General features: G+C 47.5%; 13 protein-coding genes. 11 read left to right on the forward strand and 2 right to left on the reverse strand.

All coding sequences use genetic code 11. From position 1 onward, the window contains the following. The first annotated feature begins 172 nt into the window (after positions 1-172). The 11 genes from hutI (at position 173) to tamL (ending at position 17,509) form a co-directional block, all read left to right on the forward strand. On the forward strand, positions 173-1,438 hold the full coding sequence (hutI, locus tag DQN70_RS03535) for an imidazolonepropionase (protein WP_036887384.1): 1,266 nt from the start codon (positions 173-175) through the stop codon (positions 1,436-1,438). Between the two features lie 39 nt (positions 1,439-1,477). Further along, complete coding sequence (locus tag DQN70_RS03540; RefSeq protein ID WP_023938021.1) at positions 1,478-2,101, forward strand: cyclodeaminase/cyclohydrolase family protein; 624 nt, start codon at positions 1,478-1,480, stop codon at positions 2,099-2,101. 5 nt (positions 2,102-2,106) lie between these two features. After that, positions 2,107-3,600: a histidine ammonia-lyase gene (gene hutH, locus DQN70_RS03545; protein ID WP_023938020.1), complete on the forward strand. Its 1,494-nt coding sequence runs from the start codon at positions 2,107-2,109 to the stop codon at positions 3,598-3,600. 450 nt (positions 3,601-4,050) lie between these two features. Further along, a complete protein-coding gene (locus DQN70_RS03555; protein WP_023938018.1) occupies positions 4,051-5,019 on the forward strand; it encodes an NAD(P)-dependent oxidoreductase in 969 nt (322 codons plus the stop codon). Then, positions 5,016-5,963, forward strand: a complete 948-nt coding sequence (locus tag DQN70_RS03560) for a GSCFA domain-containing protein (RefSeq protein WP_023939521.1) — start codon at positions 5,016-5,018, stop codon at positions 5,961-5,963. The genes DQN70_RS03555 and DQN70_RS03560 overlap by 4 nt, the downstream gene beginning before the upstream one ends. A gap of 12 nt (positions 5,964-5,975) precedes the next feature. Continuing rightward, the gene (locus DQN70_RS03565) at positions 5,976-8,450 is read left to right on the forward strand and encodes a bifunctional UDP-N-acetylmuramoyl-tripeptide:D-alanyl-D-alanine ligase/alanine racemase (RefSeq protein ID WP_023939520.1); all 2,475 of its coding nucleotides are present in this window, start codon (positions 5,976-5,978) and stop codon (positions 8,448-8,450) included. A gap of 410 nt (positions 8,451-8,860) precedes the next feature. Further along, positions 8,861-9,448 (forward strand): thymidine kinase, encoded by a 588-nt coding sequence (locus DQN70_RS03575; protein WP_036887396.1) that lies wholly within the window; start codon positions 8,861-8,863, stop codon positions 9,446-9,448. Between the two features lie 5 nt (positions 9,449-9,453). Further along, positions 9,454-10,278: a 5'-nucleotidase, lipoprotein e(P4) family gene (locus tag DQN70_RS03580; protein WP_023938002.1), complete on the forward strand. Its 825-nt coding sequence runs from the start codon at positions 9,454-9,456 to the stop codon at positions 10,276-10,278. 33 nt (positions 10,279-10,311) lie between these two features. Beyond that, positions 10,312-11,502, forward strand: a complete 1,191-nt coding sequence (locus DQN70_RS03585) for a hypothetical protein (protein WP_111759325.1) — start codon at positions 10,312-10,314, stop codon at positions 11,500-11,502. Between the two features lie 77 nt (positions 11,503-11,579). Then, the gene (locus DQN70_RS03590) at positions 11,580-15,170 is read left to right on the forward strand and encodes a translocation/assembly module TamB domain-containing protein (protein WP_111759326.1); all 3,591 of its coding nucleotides are present in this window, start codon (positions 11,580-11,582) and stop codon (positions 15,168-15,170) included. Further along, positions 15,167-17,509 (forward strand): translocation and assembly module lipoprotein TamL, encoded by a 2,343-nt coding sequence (gene tamL, locus DQN70_RS03595; protein WP_052521762.1) that lies wholly within the window; start codon positions 15,167-15,169, stop codon positions 17,507-17,509. The genes DQN70_RS03590 and tamL overlap by 4 nt, the downstream gene beginning before the upstream one ends. A gap of 142 nt (positions 17,510-17,651) precedes the next feature. On the opposite strand, the gene DQN70_RS03600 is transcribed toward tamL, so the two are convergent. After that, positions 17,652-18,206: an NADPH-dependent FMN reductase gene (locus DQN70_RS03600; protein WP_023937998.1), complete on the reverse strand. Its 555-nt coding sequence runs from the start codon at positions 18,204-18,206 to the stop codon at positions 17,652-17,654. Between the two features lie 21 nt (positions 18,207-18,227). Then, positions 18,228-18,956, reverse strand: a complete 729-nt coding sequence (locus DQN70_RS03605) for a pirin family protein (RefSeq protein ID WP_023937997.1) — start codon at positions 18,954-18,956, stop codon at positions 18,228-18,230. Between the last annotated feature and the right edge of the window lie 67 nt (positions 18,957-19,023).

Below are 19,023 nucleotides of genomic sequence, written 5' to 3' on the forward strand. Positions count from 1 at the left end.
TGCACGCATCGGGGTATGTATTTTGGGTTCTCGATTCTCGGCCCCTTAATCTTGGGGCCTTTCTTTTCAAGTGTTGAGATCCGACTGTTTCTTGCAATGTCTCTATCAAAGTGGTAAGTCACAGGTGGCGATAGCCTTGTATGTGGCAAAAGCAAACAATATCTCACTTGATATGAGCAAGAATTTATTTGTCAAAAACATCGCTCAGTTGGTTACCTGCTCGGGTAGGGAGGCCAAGAGAGGAGCCGAAGCGATGAACGATATCGGCCTGATAGAAGGCCCCGCAGCTGTAGTGATACGAGAGGGGAAAATTGCCTATGCTGGACTTATGGACGGTGTAGACCCTGAACTGACGAAAGGCTGTGATGTCTATGATGCAGCAGGCTGTTGTGTGTTGCCTGGTTTTGTAGACAGCCATACGCATCTGGTTTTCGGCGGATTTCGCGAAGACGAGTTTCAGTGGCGTCTGCGTGGTGACAGCTATATGAGCATCATGGAGCGCGGAGGGGGGATCAACAACACGATGAAAGCCACCCGAGGCGAATCGAAGGAGCAGCTCAAAGAGTCGGCCCGTGCGCATTTGGACGCAATGCTGGCACAAGGTGTCACTACCGTGGAGGCCAAGAGTGGCTATGGTATGGAGCTGGAGGCCGAGTTGAAGCAGCTGGAAGTCGTAGCAGAGTTGCAGCAGGAGCATCCGATGACGATTTTTCCAACCTATATGGGAGCACACAGTACACCTCCCGAATATGCTGGTCGTGAGGATGAATTCATCGATTATCTCAACAGAGAAGTACTTCCGGCTGTGATGAAGCAGGGCATTGCCCGCTGTTGTGATATTTTTACGGAAAAGGGAGTCTTTGACCACGCCCAGACCCGTCGCTATCTGGCGGCAGCCAAGGAGGCTGGCCTGAAGTTGAAGATGCATGCCGATGAGATCGTTTCTTTCGCCGGTGCTGAGTTGGCTGCCGAGCTGGGTTGTCTCTCTGCCGACCACCTTTTGCAGATCTCCGATAAGGGGATAGAGGCTTTGGCCAATTCACAGACCGTTGCAACTCTTTTGCCGGCTACTGCTTTCAGCCTCAAAGAGCCTTTTGCTCCGGGGCGTAAGATGATCGACAACGGCTGTGCTGTAGCTCTTGCCAGTGACCTTAATCCGGGTTCATGCTTTAGCTGTTCCATGCCACTTTTGATAGCTTTGGCGACGATCTACATGAATATGACGGTGGAAGAAGCTATTACAGCCCTTACAATCAATGGGGCAGCTGCGCTTGGCTTGGCCGATCAGACGGGTAGTATAGACGAGGGCAAACCCGGAGATTTGTGTATCATTCGTTATCCCTCATATAAGTTCCTTTCCTATCACTTTGCTATGAATTTGGTTCGAGCAACGGTGAAAGATGGTCATGTATATGCTTGGCCGAGGACGGAGCTGTGAAATAGTAATACCACAAACTAAATACAATATCAATTACTTATGCTTACAGATCTAACTGTAAAGGGTTTTCTGGCCGAAACAGCCGGACAGGAACCGGTGCCCGGAGGTGGCAGTATTTCTGCTCTCAATGGTTCTATTGCTGCTGCGCTTGCCGAAATGGTAGCCAATCTGACTATCGGTAAGAAAAAATATGCCGAGGTAGAGGAGCAAATGAAGCGTATTGCCGGCGAAGCTGCCGCTATCCAGAAAGAATTGGTGCTGGATATTGATCGTGACAGCGATGCCTACAATTTGGTATTCGATGCATTCAAGATGCCGAAGGATACGGATGAAGAAAAGGCTGCTCGCTCGGCCAAGATCCAAGAGACAACGAAGATTGCAGCCAGTGTGCCTATGGAAGTGGCTCGTCGCACTTACTCTTTGTTGGACAATATCGAGCAGGTGGTACGTCATGGCAACCAAAATGCCATCACGGATGGCTGTGTAGCTATGATGTGCGCTCGCACAGCTATCTATGGTGCCTTGTTCAATGTGCGAATCAATCTTGGATCTATCAAGGATCAGGAGTTTGTTTCTCAGCTGCAGGCAGAGGCTGACCACATCGAGGCGGATACAACCAAGCGCGAAGCTGCTATCATCGAATACACCAAAACCCAGCTTTGATCATTATGGCTAAGAAAATATACGAAGTAGGGGCTCAAGATCTTACTCTTGACTTCTTAGAGGAGTTTCTCCACGGAGACTTCGAGTTGCGTTTGTCCGATGCTGCTGTAAAGAGAATTGAGCATTGCCGCAACTATCTCGATAATAAAGTAAAGGAGAGCGACCGACCTCTTTATGGGATTACGACTGGTTTCGGTTCGCTTTGCAATCGATCAATCAGTGCAGACGAATTGACCCGTTTGCAGGAAAATCTGGTTAAGAGTCACTCTTGCAGCTGTGGCAATGAGGTAAATCCGGACATTGTGCGCCTGATGCTTTTGCTCAAGGCTCATGCTCTGTCTATCGGCAACAGTGGTGTGCAGGTAGTGACTGTGCAGCGCATTCTTGATTTCTTGAATGCCGGAGCTTTGCCTGTTGTCTATGATCGTGGTTCTCTCGGTGCCTCCGGAGACTTGGCCCCTTTGGCCAACCTTTTCCTCCCCCTGATCGGAGAGGGAGAGATGAACTACAAGGGAAGCAAACGCCCCTCATGCGAAGTACTTGCAGAGCTGAAACTCGATACTGTGACACTGAAGAGCAAAGAAGGATTGGCCTTGCTCAACGGTACACAGTTTATGAGTTCACATGGCGTTTATGCCTTGCTCAAGGCTCGCCGCTTGATGAATATAGCCGACTATATGGGAGCTTTGTCTTTGGATGCTTTCGACGGATTGGTAGCTCCTTTCGACGACAGACTTCATACTATTCGCCCACACAAGGGGCAGCTCACTGTAGCTCGTCATATGCGTGAATTGCTGGAGGGCAGCGAACAGGTGGCCAAACCCAAGAAGCAAGTGCAAGATCCCTATAGCTTCCGTTGTATTCCGCAGGTGCACGGAGCCAGCCGCGATGCTATCGACTATGTCAGCTCGGTGGTTGTGACGGAGATCAACAGCGTGACCGATAATCCCACAGTATTCCCCGATGATGACATGGTGGTATCTGGGGGTAACTTCCATGGTCAGCCTTTGGCGTTGGTTTATGACTTCTTGGCCATCGCTTTGGCTGAGTTGGGTAATATCTCTGAGCGTCGTGTAGCTCAGCTGATATTGGGCTTGAGAGATTTGCCCGAGTTTCTCGTAGCTAATCCCGGTCTGAATAGTGGCTTTATGATCCCGCAGTACGCTGCGGCTGCTATGGTAAGCCAAAACAAGATGTATTGCCACTCTGCCGCCAGTGATAGTATTGTATCAAGCAACGGGCAGGAAGACCATGTCTCCATGGGTGCGAATGCTGCTACTAAGCTCATCCCACTGATTGAGAACATAGAGCGCATCTTTGGTATTGAGTTGCTTAACGCAGCTCAGGCTTTCGAGTTTAGAAGACCGACACGCACATCTCCCAAATTGGAGGCTATGTTGGCTGCCTTGCGTATCAACGTCCCCAGAGTAGAGGATGATGTCGTGATGTATAGACAAATACAGCTGGCTACGGACTTTATCCGGACTTACGCTTTCTGATAAGAGGAGGATCGGATCCCTCTTTGAGACAAACAATGGACTGCCCTGTCGATAGACGAGGTGGTCCATTGTCGTATTCGCTCATTCGAAACCATGGCATAGCCTCCTGTTGCTTCGTTTCGTAGACGTTGGTTTCGATACTGTTGCATGACGCAGCACTCGCTGCCTTATTATCGACATTCGGGCCTGGTCATATATGACAAGTATATTCTCTGCACTCTCAATCCCAATTTCGAGATTACCGTATTCTGCAAAGTCAACAAAATGGTAAGTAAAACTTGTCATTTTGAGACCCGCTCAAAAGGGTTTGTTTCGACAGTTAGCCTCGAGTAAAGCCTCTATCTGAACCTATTTTCCCTGCCGCCTTTTCGCTTAGGCTTGCAAGCAATTATCTCTTAACTTTGCGAAAACACAAAAAACGACATCTGTCTACTAATAGACTATAGAGATATGGCAAAGATTTTGATCGCCTTCGACACAGTTGAAGAAGGTTTTGAGGAATTGAAACGCAAGCATGAGCTTACTTTCCCTCCCAAGGGGCGAGATTTTAGTCGCGAGGAGCTTTTGGAGATGATACCTGAATATGAGGTTCTCTGTTCCGTATTTGATATACCAGTGGATAGCGAACTGATAGAGCGTGGCAGCCAGTTGCGTCTGATTGCCAACTATGCTGTTGGCTACAATAATATAGACTTGGCCGCAGCAGCACGTCGCTCGATCGTGGTGTGCAATACGCCCCATGCTGTGGTAGAGCCTACCGCAGATTTGGCTTTGGCACTGCTATTGGGCTGTACGCGCCGGATATGCGAATGGGACAAGGTCTTCCGCTGCGAACGTGAGAAAGTCGATCGAGGGCGTCTCTCCCGATTAGGTTCCAACCTCTATGGCAAGACAATAGGCATATTGGGTTTTGGTAATATCGGAGCCGCAGTAGCCAGACGCTGTAAGGCATTTGGAATGAAAGTCCTCTACAATAAACGTCATCGCCTGGATCCGTTGGATGAGGAGCGTTTGGATATCGAATACATAGACAAGGAGGAGCTGCTCAGACGCTCCGATGTCATTTCCCTGCACACACCCTATACTCCCGATACACACCATTACATAGGGCAGAAGGAGTTCGAGATGATGAAGCCCTCTGCCATTCTCATCAATACTTCTCGTGGGGCTGTGGTGGATGAGCATGCTTTGGTAGCAGCTCTTCGAACAAACCTCATTGCGGCAGCCGGTTTGGATGTCTTTGAGTTTCATGACGAACCTTTACCCGAGCTTTATGATTTGCCCAATGTTTGTCTGACTCCGCATATCGGTACTCAAACCTACGATAGCAGGGTAGAGATGGCCGTGGAGTTGTGTAACAATGTACTCGGCTTTTTGGACGGAGACCGACCTTATAGCAGGGTGCCAATGCCTCAATGATAGAACTTTCCACTCCGGTTGTACTGCCCCGTTACCCTTTTCGCATCGGCTATCGGGATTGCATCTTTTTTCTCGGCTCTTGTTTTTCTCGTCATATCGGAGATTACCTTTCGGAGCTGGCTTTCCCCACTGTGGTCAATCCTTTTGGAGTCTTGTACAATCCGCTTTCCATGGCCGGAGCTATCGACCGTCTGCGACAGCCTGATCCTTTTTTGTCTTCGGATTTGTTTTTTTATGAAGGTCGCTGGAGTAGTTATATGCACCACAGCTCTTTTTCTCATCCCAGTGTTGAGTTGGCTCTGGAAGCGATGAATACGCAGTTGTCAGAAGCTGCTCGTCTCTTGCCTTCTTGCTCGCTTTTGGCCCTTACTTTCGGTTCGGCTCGGGTGTATCATTTGCGTGAGAGCGGAGAAGTGGTGGCCAATTGTCACAAGTTGCCGGCTGATCGTTTTTTGCGTAGAGACGTACCTCTGCAGGAGCTGATTGACAAGTGGTCGGGTCTTGTACAGGAGTTGCTATCCTGTTATCCTCGGCTAAATATCCTTCTGACGGTGAGCCCTATACGTCATTTGGGTGACGGAGCTACGGCTAATGCTCTAAGTAAGGCCAAACTCCTCTTGCTTTGTAATGAGTTGCAAACAATTGCCCCTGATAGAGTGCACTATTTCCCTGCTTTTGAGATTATGATGGATGAACTGCGAGATTATCGTTTTTATGCAGACGACCTCAAGCACCCATCTGCCTTGGCCGTACGTATCATACGGGAGCGATTTACCGATGCTTTGATAGAAGAATCGGTCAGAGAAGCCATGTCTCAAGTTCGTGCACTTCGCCTGCTGCAAAATCACCGCCCTCTGCAACCATCTGCCACTGATGAATTGCAGCAAAAAATAGAAGTAAAAAGGCAACAAATTCGGGCCAAATACCCTTATATAAACATCTAACAATCTACTATCATGGTATCTGTCTCTGAAGTTACGGATGTATGCAAGGTCTTGGAATCTCGATTGCAGCACAAGGGGGATATTACGATCCTGCTTACCGATAGTCGTTCTCTGACTAATCCGCAGGGAGTTCTGTTCATAGCTCTTGTCTCCAAGCATGGAGATGGGCATAAATATATAGAGGAGTTGTATGGCCGTGGTGTGCGTAGCTTTATGATAGAGCAACCTCTCCATTTGTGGATAGATTTATTTCCGGAGGCCAATTTCTTTCGGGTGGAGAATACGCTCAAGGCTCTGCAACTATTGGCTATTGCTCATCGCAAGAAGTTTTCCTATCCAGTGATAGGGATCACGGGTAGCAATGGTAAGACAGTTGTAAAGGAGTTTTTGAACCAGCTGCTTCGCAAAGATTTCTCTATTGTCCGTTCCCCACGTAGTTATAACTCTCAGATCGGGGTCCCCTTGAGTGTCTGGAATATGGGAGAGGGGCATAACCTGGGGATATTCGAAGCCGGTATTTCTCGAGTTGGTGAGATGGCCCGATTGGCCAGGATTATCAAGCCGACTATCGGTGTCTTTACTTGTATCGGCACGGCTCATCAAGAGAATTTCAAAACCATGGAAGAGAAGTTGCAGGAGAAGTTGCTGCTCTTTCTGGATTGTAGGGTTGTGATTTATAATGCCGATAATGAACTTATTCGCAATGCAATTCGATCCTCTGGTCTGGAGGCTCGTGGCCTGGGTTGGAGCATGAGGGATCGTTCGGCCCCGCTTTTTGTGGAAGATGTGACTTCGACTGAAGAAATGACTTCCATTACAGTATGTTTCATGGGTTTGATAGAGAGCTTTGTGATTCCTTTTACCGACAAGGCCTCTATCGAGAATGTGATTCACTGTATTGCTGTGCTGCTTTACCTCAAACCAGCCATGCTGAGCAATGCCGATCCTTTCCTCAAACTGGAGCCGGTGGCTATGCGTCTTGAATTGAAAGAGGGGAACCATGGAAATATCGTAATCAATGATTCGTACAACAACGATTATGGTTCCCTCGATATAGCTTTGGACTTTCAGCAGCGCAGGGTTCGTACGCCAGGGATGAGACGGGTACTGATCTTGAGTGATATATTGGAGAGCGGAATGTTGCCCAAAACGCTCTATCGCAATGTAGCCGCCTTGATACGCGACCGCAAGGTGGATAAGTTTTTTGCTGTGGGAAGAGAGCTGGCCAAACAAAGAACGTCTTTCGAAGGGATCGATTGTTCTTTCTACGAAACAACAGCCGATTTGCTTGAATCTCAAGAACTTAAATCCATTTCTGGAGCCTGTATCTTGATCAAAGGGGCAAGGCAGTTCCGCTTTGAGCAGATTTGCGACAGATTGTCTAAGCAGGTACATGAGACAACTTTGGAGATCAACCTGCAATCTATTGCACAGAATGTGGAGCATTACAGCTCTCTTATCAAGCCCGAGACCAAAATGATTTGTATGGTCAAGGCACGTGGCTATGGTGTGGGATCCTATGAGCTTGCCAAAACATTGGAAGACTGCCATGTTGATTATTTGGCTGTTGCTGTGGCAGATGAAGGAAAAGAATTGAGGGAGAGAGGAGTGCGTATGCCTATCATTGTGATGAACCCCGAGCCGACAACATGGAGTACTTTGCTGGAATACAAACTTGAGCCGGAGATCTATAGCTTTTCCTTGCTGCGGAAGTTTATGGCGGCAACTATGGAGCACGGACTCCGGTCTTATCCTATTCACATCAAGGTAGACAGCGGGATGCATCGTTTGGGCTTTTCTCCCAATGATATGGATGAGCTTGCGCAGTTGCTTTTGCTCCATCCTGAGGTGGAGGTTGCCAGTATCTTTTCTCATTTATCAGCAGCAGATACACCGGAGTTCGACCAGTTTACTCTGCAACAGATACGAACCTTTGATCATGCAGCTCATGCACTCGCTGCCCGGTTGCCCAATAAGCCTTTGATGCATATCCTCAATACGGCTGGGATAGAACGTTTCTCTGAGTATCAGTATGATATGGTGCGCCTTGGTATCGGATTGTATGGGATCAGTCCTAACGGCAGAGAGGGACTGCAGGGTGTGGTGCGTCTGCGCTCTACTATTTTGCAAATCAAAGAAATACCTGCAGGAGAGCCCGTAGGCTATGGCTGTAAGGGGGTGTGCGATCATAATATGCGTATCGCTGTGCTTCCGATTGGTTATGCTGATGGGTATAGGCGTTGCCTTGGTTTGGGAGTTGGACAAGTATTGGTCGGAGACAAACTCTGTCCTACCGTGGGAAATATTTGCATGGATACCTGTATGATAGATGTCACTGAGGCTAATGCTTTTGAGGGGCAGCGTGTTACTCTTTTCGGTGATCCTCGTATCCCTATTGAAGAGATAGCAACCCGGCTCGATACAATCCCATATGAGCTACTCTCCTCTCTCTCTCCTAGAGTGAAACGCCTTTATTACCGCGAATAGGATAGATGCCATGTGGCAAGATTACTTCACATACCTCGTAGGGGCCGGTGTATTGATCTATATCATCTACCGGATTGTCCGTTGGTGGAGAGCTCCTGTAGCAAACGAATCGGGTTGCTGCGGATGCTCTTCTTGCCCTTCGTCCCGGAAGGAACAGAAAGAGAGGAAGAAAAAGGACCACACCCCCCCAAGCTCTTGACTCGCTCGGATGACAAGGAGTAATAGCTTCGAGCTTGGACTGTCTGAAAAACCTTGTCCTTGCCATTTTTTAGATAGGCCTTGGCTTATTTCTACACGATAGAGAAGTCCGGGTAGATGGCTGTGCAAAAGGATTTTGTGATGTGTGTCTTTTGTGCGAAGAAACCTCCCTTTTTGTATACCTTTGTGGAGCATCTATTTTCCCAAAATTCATGGACCAGACAGAAATAGAAAGCAACTGCGCAGACAGTTGCCGGCGGGGATCGATAGAGGTTATCTGTGGTTCGATGTTTAGTGGCAAGACAGAAGAGCTGCTACGTCGTTTGCGTCGGGCTGGGATTGCCAAACAAAGAGTAGAGATATTCAAGCCATCTATAGATACCAGATATGATGATGTGGAGGTTGTATCGCACGATCGCAATTCCATTGCTTCAACTCCTGTAGACAATTCGGCCAATATCCTTTTGTTGGCTTCGGATGTGGATGTTGTGGGGATAGATGAGGCGCAGTTTTTCGACGAGCAGCTTCCTGACGTTGTGTCGGCTCTGGCCGATAGCGGAGTGCGTGTCGTGATAGCCGGCTTGGATATGGATTTTATGCGCCGACCATTTGGCCCCATGCCCCACTTGCTGTCAATAGCCGACTCTGTGAGCAAGGTACACGCTATCTGTGTAGATTGTGGTCATCCGGCCAGCTATAGCTATCGTTTGGTGGAAGGGTCAGAACAAGTGATGCTCGGCGAATTGGGCGAATACAGACCTCTCTGCCGCAAATGTTATCAAAGGCATACGTCTAAATAAATACTATGAAAACAAACAACATCAAATCGAGTTTTTCCATTTTCTCTTGCGTCTTGCTGTTCTCTTTGTCGGCCTGTTCGTCGCGTAGGTCAGCCCATCAGTTACCCGATGGACACTATACTCTTGGTGGCAAACTTTATACCTCTGCCTGGATACAGCATTCGGCCGAATACAAGGCCCTTTGCTTGCAGGCCTACAATGTTGCTACCGATAGGATTGACCACTTGACTTCAGCCATGAGACCGGCCGTGGAAAAACCTATTGCCATAGTTACGGATATAGACGAGACCATATTGGACAATACACCCAACAGTGTGCATGAAGCTCTCAAAGGAAATGACTACAATAGCGAGTCATGGACGGAGTGGTGCAATCGTGCTGAAGCTGACACTCTGGCTGGGGCTGTGCGTTTCTTCCAACATGCAGCTGACAAGGGCGTAACTGTCTTTTATATCTCCAATCGCAATGCTGCCGAGCGAGATGGCACATTGAGAAATCTTCGCAAGTTCGGTTTCCCTTATGCCGATGAGGCGCATTTGCTTACTCGAGAAAATACCTCTGACAAACAGGCTCGCCGAGATGAAGTCTTACGCAATTATGAGATTGTGATGTACTTGGGAGATAATTTGGGGGATTTTCATTCGATTTTCGATTCTGCTGATCCTTCTGTGCGAGACAAGGCTTTGGACTCCTTTGCATCGGAGTTCGGACACTGCTTTATCGTTTTACCCAACCCCAACTATGGGACTTGGCACAAAGCCATGAATGGAGGATACTTTGATCTCAAGACACAAGACGAAAAGTTGCTCAAAGTCCTCAAGACGTACTAATCGATAACCTCGTATACTCGTCCTACCTCACGGATGAATTTTTTCAAGAGACACTATAGAGGTATCCTCGTCGGAATACTTCTCGCCCCACCGGCCCTGGTATTGCTGCTGGCCGTTTTGCTCTATTTGCCTCCCATACAACAGTGGGCAACCGAAATAATAGAGCGAAAGGTCTCCGAAGCCACGGGTATGGATATCTCTGTTGGAAAACTTCGTCTCGGTTTCCCTCTGAGCCTGACAGTACAAGAAGTACAAGCCATACAGTCGAATGGAGATACAATGGCAAAGGTGGGAGAGTTGAGAGTCGATGTTGCTTTGCTTCCTTTACTTCACAAGCAAGTAGAAGTCAGTGGCCTTGGCTTGTTCGATGCCTCTGTCAATTATACAGATTCGGCAGGACTGCTCAAATTGCGAGCAAAGGTGGGGGAGTTGCAGACCGGCCCTTTGGCCCTTGATCTTGATGAGCAGAAAGCCGATTTGGGTCGGTGGTTACTGCGCAATACAGACTTTTATTTTTGCTCTACGGATACTGTCCCTGATACAACACAAACGGATAAGAAGCCACTTAAGTGGTTTTTTACTCTCAGCAGTCTGGATATAGATTGCATTTCAGCCCGTATCGAATTGCCTTTTAACCAAGTATATACCTCTGCCAACATCGAGTCTGGTACGATCTCCAATGTCGAAGGGCGACTGGAGGATAATCTATATACGGTGGGGCATGCCCGTATACAAAATGCCAAGGGCTCTTATGATCGAGATTTATCCAAGCCCAAGGAGCCAGTGGTGATGGACTATGGTCACATAGAAGTTGCCGGGCTGGATGTTGAGCTTAGAGATCTACTCTCCCAAAGAACGACCCTGCGGTTAAACTTGCTTTCAGGCTCTGTCCGAGAGCGATCCGGTCTCCAGATAGAGCAACTCAAAGCTCGGTATAGCATGGACTCGCTCGGGTTGGCTGTCCGAGACATGCAGCTCCGCACACAGCATTCTTTACTTAGTGGGAGTTTTGAAATACCTTTTGATTCTTTCTCCGCAGGAAAATATAAGGATAGCCGGGTAGACCTTTCAGCCTCACTTTCGCCAAAAGACATTGCTCATATAACGGGTATAAGTCTTACCCAAAGTGTGCGAAAAGGGCAGGCCGCTGGTTATGTCGGAGGCAATATGGGGGATGAAAAATTGCCGGATATAAAGATCGTAGCTAAAGGAAGGGGGGGATAGACCGTATACAGGTAGAAAGGCTGTATGTCAATTGGCCCGGTTACGCGGATATAAGAGGAAAGGGAGAGATACTCCATTTGCAGAATCATGCCAAGCGTGGGGGCCAGATAGACTTGAACTTTCTTGCACATCGGAATGCACAGCAATTACTCGCTTTCGCCGGCCCGGAGGTGTTGCAGCGTTACAGGCTCCCGGATAAGACAAACCTCAAGGCTACCCTTTCGGCCAGAGGAAGTCGTTATGCTGTGCAGTTGCAAGTCCGAGATGAGGATCGAGGTTTGGATCTGAAAGGTTTCTACGATCTTCTTAGTCGCAAATATGAGTTGGATGCTCAAACTTCGAGTTTGAATCTAATGCGCTATATGCCTTACGATTCCATTGGATTTGTAGATGCTACAATAAGAGCAGAGGGAAAGGATTTCGACATATTCAAGAAGGGAACACAGGCCAAGTTGGAGTCCCGAATTGATAGGTTGGACTATGCCTCCTATCGTTTCGATAGTATCAGTATAGATGCTAAGCTGGAAGAAGGAGCTTTGGGGGCTTCTTTTGCCAGCCCCAATGAAGGATTATCTTTTGGAGGTATTTTGGATGTGCTTATCAGCAGGGAGGAAGTATCCGGAGGCCTCATGTTGAAAGTCGATACTATCGATTTGCAAACCATGCGGATGACCGACTCTCCATTGGCTCTATCGGCCACTCTTGCTGCGGAGTTTCGCTCTAATCTCAAGGAGACACATACCCTATCGGCTATTCTCAGAGACTTGAGAGTTTCTGTTGGGCAGGACCATTTGACTCCGCAAGAGATAAGTCTTAATCTGAAGACCTTGCCAGAGCATATCAGTGCAGAGTTGATGGCCGGAGATTTGTCTGTCGAAACAAATCTGAATCACGGCATAGACGATCTGATCAAGGTCCTCGGGCATATCAATGATTTTGTGCAGCAGGAAATTTCTTTGGCTCAGATGCCCGAGGCTTATAGCCACCACTCCTTAGATCAACTATACACGCTGTTGCCTAATGCCTCTGTAAGCCTCACAATGGGACAGAATAATCCACTTAGAGATTATTTGAGCTATAAAGGGATATACTACAAAAATGCCAGTGCAGCCATCTTTACAGGGGAACAAAAAGGCATCGAAGCTATTGTAGACTTAGTTGGATTCCAGCAGGATACGACACGCATAGACAAGATCCTATTTCTCATTGGGGCAGGTACAAGCAGAGGTTTTTTTGGCCCAATGGAGTCTCCTCTATACATGCCTGCCTACCATGGCAGCGTGGAACATTTGTCTCGTAATGGAACCGAAGATTTGTCAGATACCGTTCCAGCTTATCCAGATTTTCTCGACTTCAAACTTTTGGTCAAGAAACAGGCTTATCGCTCTCAAAAACCATTTGAATTGTCGGTTGGAGGGAGGGCTTCCCTCAATGCTTTGGCTGTGCGGGCTCAAATGTTGGATGCCAACAAGCAGCCATTGCACCAGTTAGGAATGAAAGCTTTTGTAGACAGTTTGGGGTATGGTGTGCATGTGGAACCGTATTTGGGGCAGCTGATTATCCAAAAATTTCCTCTTACGGTCAATGAGGGCAATGTACTCTACCTCTACAAAGGAGCCAAACAACTAAAGGCTGACTTGGAATTTCTTACTAAAGATAGGGCTGCTCTGCGTCTAAAGACGGGGCCAGAAGAAAGGAAAGAGCAGGAGATACGGCTCAGTATAGAGCGTTTAGGCCTTCCTCTGCTGCACTTTTTGCCAGGGATGAATACTTTGGGAGGAATGATGTTTGCCGATTTGCGTTTACAGACCGAGAATATCTCTTGGGATGATATGATTGGGACAGGAGATATTTCCATAAATCAGCTTTCTTTTGAGGGACGTGAGGTCGGAGATTTGGCAATGGCTATGTTTTATCAGCCACGTAATAAACAGTCTCACTATGTGACAGCTGATTTCAGCTACAATGGAAATACAGCTTTGCGATTTGATGGAATATACAATCTGGGAGGGGTGAAAGCTTCTTCCATTCAAGCTGATGTGAAATTTGCCGAGTTCCCTCTTACGATCGCAAATCCTATACTGGGAGCTGGTGCGACACGCCTGTTCGGAACAATCAATGGAAATTTGGATGTGGACGGGCCAACAGATAAGCCTGCCATAGGAGGTGAAGTCTTCTTTAGTTCGGCAGGAGCGCACGTTCCTCAGTTAGGTACGACTATCTATACAGACTCCACAGCTTTGCGATTCGATCACTCAACTATATTCTTCGATAACTATAAGTTCTATACCGATGCTAATAGGCGGGAACCGTTGAGTGTGGATGGTTATTTCCGTCTTTTTGGCAAGCCGGCTATGTATACTGATTTGCGTATCAAGGCTAATAATTTGCAGATTGTCAATAGTAAGGAGGCAAAGGAGGGCGATTTGCTGTATGGCAAACTGTTTATGTCTACCGATCTTAGCCTGAAAGGAGCTGTGGATAAGCTCAAAATCAGAGGAAAGGTAGATGTGCTCGGAAATACCAATTGTACATACATTTATACGGATAGCCCCCTTAAACCCAAAGACCGAATGGCCGGGCTCGTCGATTTTGTTGATTTTTCCGATTCTCTCTACAGACCCAAGGCCGAGATGCCGGAGCTTAGCTTGGGACGTCTGGATATCCTGCTGAATTTGCATATAGACCCGGCTGTACAGGTCGGAGTTGATTTGCAAGCTGGTCATTCAGACTACGTGCAGCTGACCGGAGGAGGCGACCTTACCTTTTCTTATCCTCCTTATGGTGAGATGAGTCTTACGGGTCGTTACGAAATAAGTGGGGGGGGAACAGCTCGCTACACTCTGCCCGTGGTGGGGGCTAAGCTCTTTAATGTGGCTCCGACAAGCTATATCTCCTGGAGTGGCAATGTGGCCGATCCGTATATTAATTTCCGAGCCATGCAGCGCATCCGAGCTGATGTTGTGGAAGAGGGTAGCGAGAAGGGCCGCAAGGTAAACTTTGATGTCGGAATCATAGCTAAAGAGAACTTGAGCAAGCTGAAACTGAAATTCGACTTAGACGCTCCGGAGGATCTCAATATGCAAACGGCTATCAAGTCTATGGGACCGGAAGAACGAGGGAAACAGGCTATCGGTCTGATGGCGACAGGTATGTATTTGGCCGGAGGAGGCAGCAGCTCCAATCTTACCTTTGATAGTGCAATCAGTGCTTTGATACAGTCTGAGCTGAGCAGCATGACCAACAAGTTGCTCGAAGGCTCCGATATAAGCATAGGTATGGAGAATAGAGAAGGTGCGTCTGCTGCCCCCAGCGATATTACCTACACTTATAGTTTTAGTCGGCGTTTCTTTGATGATCGTATTCGTCTGATGGTAGGTGGCAAAGTACAGACAGGGGCCAATGTGACGAATAGGGAGCAGACATTCATTGATAACGTAACATTAGAATACCGATTGGATCGTGCCGGTTCTCGCTATCTGAGCCTTTTCCATCACCGGAATAACGACAGTATGTTTGAGGGGGAGATAACGGAGACGGGGGCCAGTTATCTGATTCGTCGTAAGCTGATGCGCCTTTCCAATCTGTTTGAGTTCTTGCGGCGTAAACAGGAATCAGCCTCAACTCCTACCAAACAAAAGTCTGCCATCTCTCAGTCCGAAGAATGATGAAGTATCGTTTGTTTTTCTTTTTCTTTGCCTCTCTCCTCTTGTTGAGTAGTTGCTCGGTCTCTTCTGTCTTGAATGAGGGCGACAAACTCTATGTGGGGATGAAAAAGGCACGTATCACTTCTCAGGATCGAAGTGTTCACGGACAAAAAACACTCTCCGGGGTAGAGGCTGCTATCTCGGCTGCTCCGAATAATGCCTTTTTCGGCAGTAGTAGGCAGGTACCTTTTATCCCCCCCATTGGCCTGTGGATACACAATAAGTATTCTAACGATTCGACTCGAATTGGTAGGTGGATATACAAGAAGTTTGCTTCCAAGCCGGTTACTATTCGTTCGGTCAATCCTGAAAACCGCTGTAAGGTAGCGGTGGGTATAATGAGAGAGAATGGCTATTTCCATAGTTCGGCCAGATATGAAGTGATAGAGACCAAACGAGACTCTCTCAAAGCGCATATTCGCTATTTCATAGATATGGGGCCGGTCGTTTTGCTCGACAGTGTACATCCTTTGCCGGTTAGTCAATTCCCGGATAGTACTGTCTTTCGGGAAAGGAAATACGCATATCTGAAGAAGGAATCCCCATTCTCTCTGGAGAATTTGCTGAAGGAGCGTGAAGATATCTCTGCCACTATGCGCGATCAGGGCTATTATTTCTTTTCCCCCGATGCTATCACTTATGAGGCTGACAGTCTCAATAAGCCTGGTCGGATAGCTTTGCAGCCTCGCTTTGTCCCTGGTTTACCTCAGCAAGTTTTCAAACGTTGGCATATGAGACAGCTTACTATCTCAATCCCAGGAGAAGCGGGGCAGGCTCCTACAGACTCTATTGTCTATGAAGGTCTCAAGATCCATTTTTATGGCAAAAATCCTTTGGTACGCCCCGGCGTGTTGCGCAGGCGTATCCTATTGCAGAATGATGATATTTATTCTCAACGAGCTGAGCAGCTTAGCCGTCAGGCTCTGTCTCAGTTAGGAGCTTTCGGAGCAATGGATTTTCGTTTCAGTCCGGCCCCTCTGTCTGATAGTTTGGATGCGTCCGAGGGACGGCTGGATCTCCTCCTCTCTGTTCTGCAAGATAAGCCCTGGGATGTTTCTTTGGAAATGATGCTCAAAACCAAGAGTAATAATTTTGTAGGGCCCCGACTGAAGTATACAATGGCCAAACGTAATCTTTTCGGAGGAGGAGAGCGTCTTTCTTTTGATATTTACGGTTCTTATGAATGGCAAACAGGGAGACGTCCCGAAGGGAGCAAGGCGATCAACATCAATAGCTATGAATTTGGTTCGGGATTGAACCTCACCTTCCCCGGTTTGCTATGGCCCGGGCAAATAGACCGCTATTATCTCTTCCCTACTTCGACCACATTTGGCCTCACAGCCTCGCTGCTCAATCGGGCCGGTTTCTTTAGAATGGTCTCTTTGGGGTTGCAATCTAAATACGAGTTCCAACCAGCTGAGCCACACAGACACCAGATTGTTCCACTGAAGCTCAATTACAATTTACTACAGTACACTACACCCACATTCGATGATATTCTGAGAGAAAATCCGGCATTGGAATTGAGTTTGCGCAGCCACCTCATCCCTCAAATGGGATATATTTATACTTACAGCAATCGTTTTTCCGGTTGGGGGCGACATCATTTGTGGATGGAATATGGCTTATTTGAGTCCGGCAATCTGCTTAATACGACCTATATGCTGTTTGGCAAGGATTATAGTGAGACGAAAGATGCATTGGGAGTTCCTTTCTCTCAGTTTATCAAGCTGACTGCCGAGCTTCGCTATACTTATAGGATCAATCGTAAGCAGTCCTTGGCCACCCGTTTGGGTACTGGGCTTATTTATAGCTATGGGAATGCACGGATTGCTCCCTATAGTGAACAGTTTTACGTGGGTGGAGCCAATAGCATACGAGCTTTTACAGTGAGGAGCGTTGGCCCCGGCTATTTCATCCCTCAGGCGAATAATCGCTATGCTTTTATCGATCAGACAGGAGATGTCAAACTTGAGCTGAATGCCGAATATCGTTTTAAGCTATTGGGGAGTTTGGATGGTGCTGTTTTTCTTGATGCAGGCAATGTGTGGTTGATACGGCAGGACGAGAACAGACCTGGTGGTGCAGTTCGTGATATTGCTTCTTTTGGCTCCTTCTTGGATCAGTTGGCTTTGGGTACAGGCTTAGGGCTTCGCTATGATTTAGATTTTTTAGTCGTTCGACTAGACTGTGGCATCGGTTTGCATTTGCCTTATGATACGGGCAGATCTGGTTATTACAACATCCCCAGTTTCCGAGATGCATTGGGAGTTCATTTTGCTATTGGTTACCCTTTCTAAGTGACCTCCCTTCGGAATCTTTTTTACACGTGAGTCTCGAACTGCTTCGAAAGTCTCATTTTGAACATTCTGGTACATTTAAGAGGGGCTATGGAAAAAGTTTAGCTTTTTCCATAGCCCCTCTTGTTGTTCATCGCAAACCTTATGCTTGGTCTGCACTTTGGACCAGAGCCTTTCTCCAGAGGGTTACTTGCTCACGCAATTGTCGATCTGCTTCGGTGTCTATGATAGCTCCTTTTGTCAGATCGAATGATTGACCGAAATTGGGTAGCGAATATTTGGCGATGATGTTTGCACCGAACCAAGGAAAAGTCTCCGCAGCGAGATTTAGTACGGAGGCTCCTCCCCTTTGCCCAGGAGATGTGCTCATGAGTAGCATCGGTTTCTGTCCGAAGATATTCATGTCTATGCGCGAAGTCCAGTCGTAGAGGTTTTTGAAAGCCGTGCTAAATGCTCCATTGTGTTCTGCTAGAGAGCAGGCAATGGCATCTGCAGCATCTAATTTGCGTTTGAAATCTACGGCTTGAGCAGGGATACCTCCCTCTTGGTTGCGCTCAACAGAATAGATAGGCATTTCGTAGTCATTGAGGTCAATCCACTCGATTTCGATTCCTTCTGCGAGGCTTAATGCGTATTTGAGTAGAGATTTGTTGATTGATTGCCGAGAGTTAGATCCGGCAAATGCTAATACTTTCATTCGTTTGTGCTTTTTTATTGATTAATACAGATAATCGGGAAGTTGCATTGGTACATCCATCACCAGTACTACGGCATCTTCGGTAGCATGTACGGGGATATCGTTGGTCTCCCATACTCCAAACCCATCGCTGGGGCCGAGCTCTTGACCTGCTACTTCGAGCCGTCCGCTTATGACAAAGAAGTAGGCTCCGTTATCTTTTCGTTTGATGGTATAGGTGCAGGTCTTACCCTTGTTGAAGTCTCCCCAGCTGAACCAAGCATCCTGATGGATCCACACACCTTGATCATTGGGATAGGGGGAAAGGATCTGCTGAAACTTATTTGTCTGTACAAACTCCGTGATCTTCTTCTGCTGATATCGAGGTTTTACTCCTCTCTCTCTTGAGAAGACCCAGATCTGCAAGAAGTGTACAGGTTCGTTGGCCGAATCGTTGAATTCGCTATGGGTTACTCCAGTACCTGCTGACATGACTTGAATATCGTTACGCTGGATCACGCCTCCTCCGCCCGTGCTGTCTTTGTGCCTGAGTGCCCCTGAGAGAGGGATAGAGATGATCTCCATATCTCGATGTGGATGTGTTCCGAAGCCTTCGCTACCAGCCACACGGTCTTCGTTGATGACCCTTAGTGTACCGAAGTTCATACGTTCTGGGTTATGGTAGTCTGCAAAACTAAAGGTATGGTGGCTTTTGAGCCAGCCATGATTGGCAAAGCCACGAGTGCTTGCCCGATGCAATACTGTTTTCATATTACTTGTCTTTTGTGTTTACGGTAGCAAATGGCATGGTGTTAAGAGGTACTTATTGGTCCATTCT

The organism is Porphyromonas crevioricanis (genome assembly GCF_900476255.1).
In the GTDB taxonomy this organism is placed as follows: Bacteria; Bacteroidota; Bacteroidia; order Bacteroidales; family Porphyromonadaceae; genus Porphyromonas; species Porphyromonas crevioricanis.

Coding starts and splice junctions, on each gene's coding strand:
- DQN70_RS03600 (WP_023937998.1), bottom strand. CDS start 18,206: ATGAAAGTATTAGCATTTGCCGGATCTAACTCTCGGCAATCAATCAAC.
- DQN70_RS03580 (WP_023938002.1), top strand. CDS start 9,454: ATGAAAACAAACAACATCAAATCGAGTTTTTCCATTTTCTCTTGCGTC.
- tamL (WP_052521762.1), top strand. CDS start 15,167: ATGATGAAGTATCGTTTGTTTTTCTTTTTCTTTGCCTCTCTCCTCTTG.
- DQN70_RS03565 (WP_023939520.1), top strand. CDS start 5,976: ATGGTATCTGTCTCTGAAGTTACGGATGTATGCAAGGTCTTGGAATCT.
- DQN70_RS03605 (WP_023937997.1), bottom strand. CDS start 18,956: ATGAAAACAGTATTGCATCGGGCAAGCACTCGTGGCTTTGCCAATCAT.
- DQN70_RS03575 (WP_036887396.1), top strand. CDS start 8,861: ATGGACCAGACAGAAATAGAAAGCAACTGCGCAGACAGTTGCCGGCGG.
- hutH (WP_023938020.1), top strand. CDS start 2,107: ATGGCTAAGAAAATATACGAAGTAGGGGCTCAAGATCTTACTCTTGAC.
- DQN70_RS03585 (WP_111759325.1), top strand. CDS start 10,312: ATGAATTTTTTCAAGAGACACTATAGAGGTATCCTCGTCGGAATACTT.
- DQN70_RS03555 (WP_023938018.1), top strand. CDS start 4,051: ATGGCAAAGATTTTGATCGCCTTCGACACAGTTGAAGAAGGTTTTGAG.
- DQN70_RS03560 (WP_023939521.1), top strand. CDS start 5,016: ATGATAGAACTTTCCACTCCGGTTGTACTGCCCCGTTACCCTTTTCGC.
- hutI (WP_036887384.1), top strand. CDS start 173: ATGAGCAAGAATTTATTTGTCAAAAACATCGCTCAGTTGGTTACCTGC.
- DQN70_RS03540 (WP_023938021.1), top strand. CDS start 1,478: ATGCTTACAGATCTAACTGTAAAGGGTTTTCTGGCCGAAACAGCCGGA.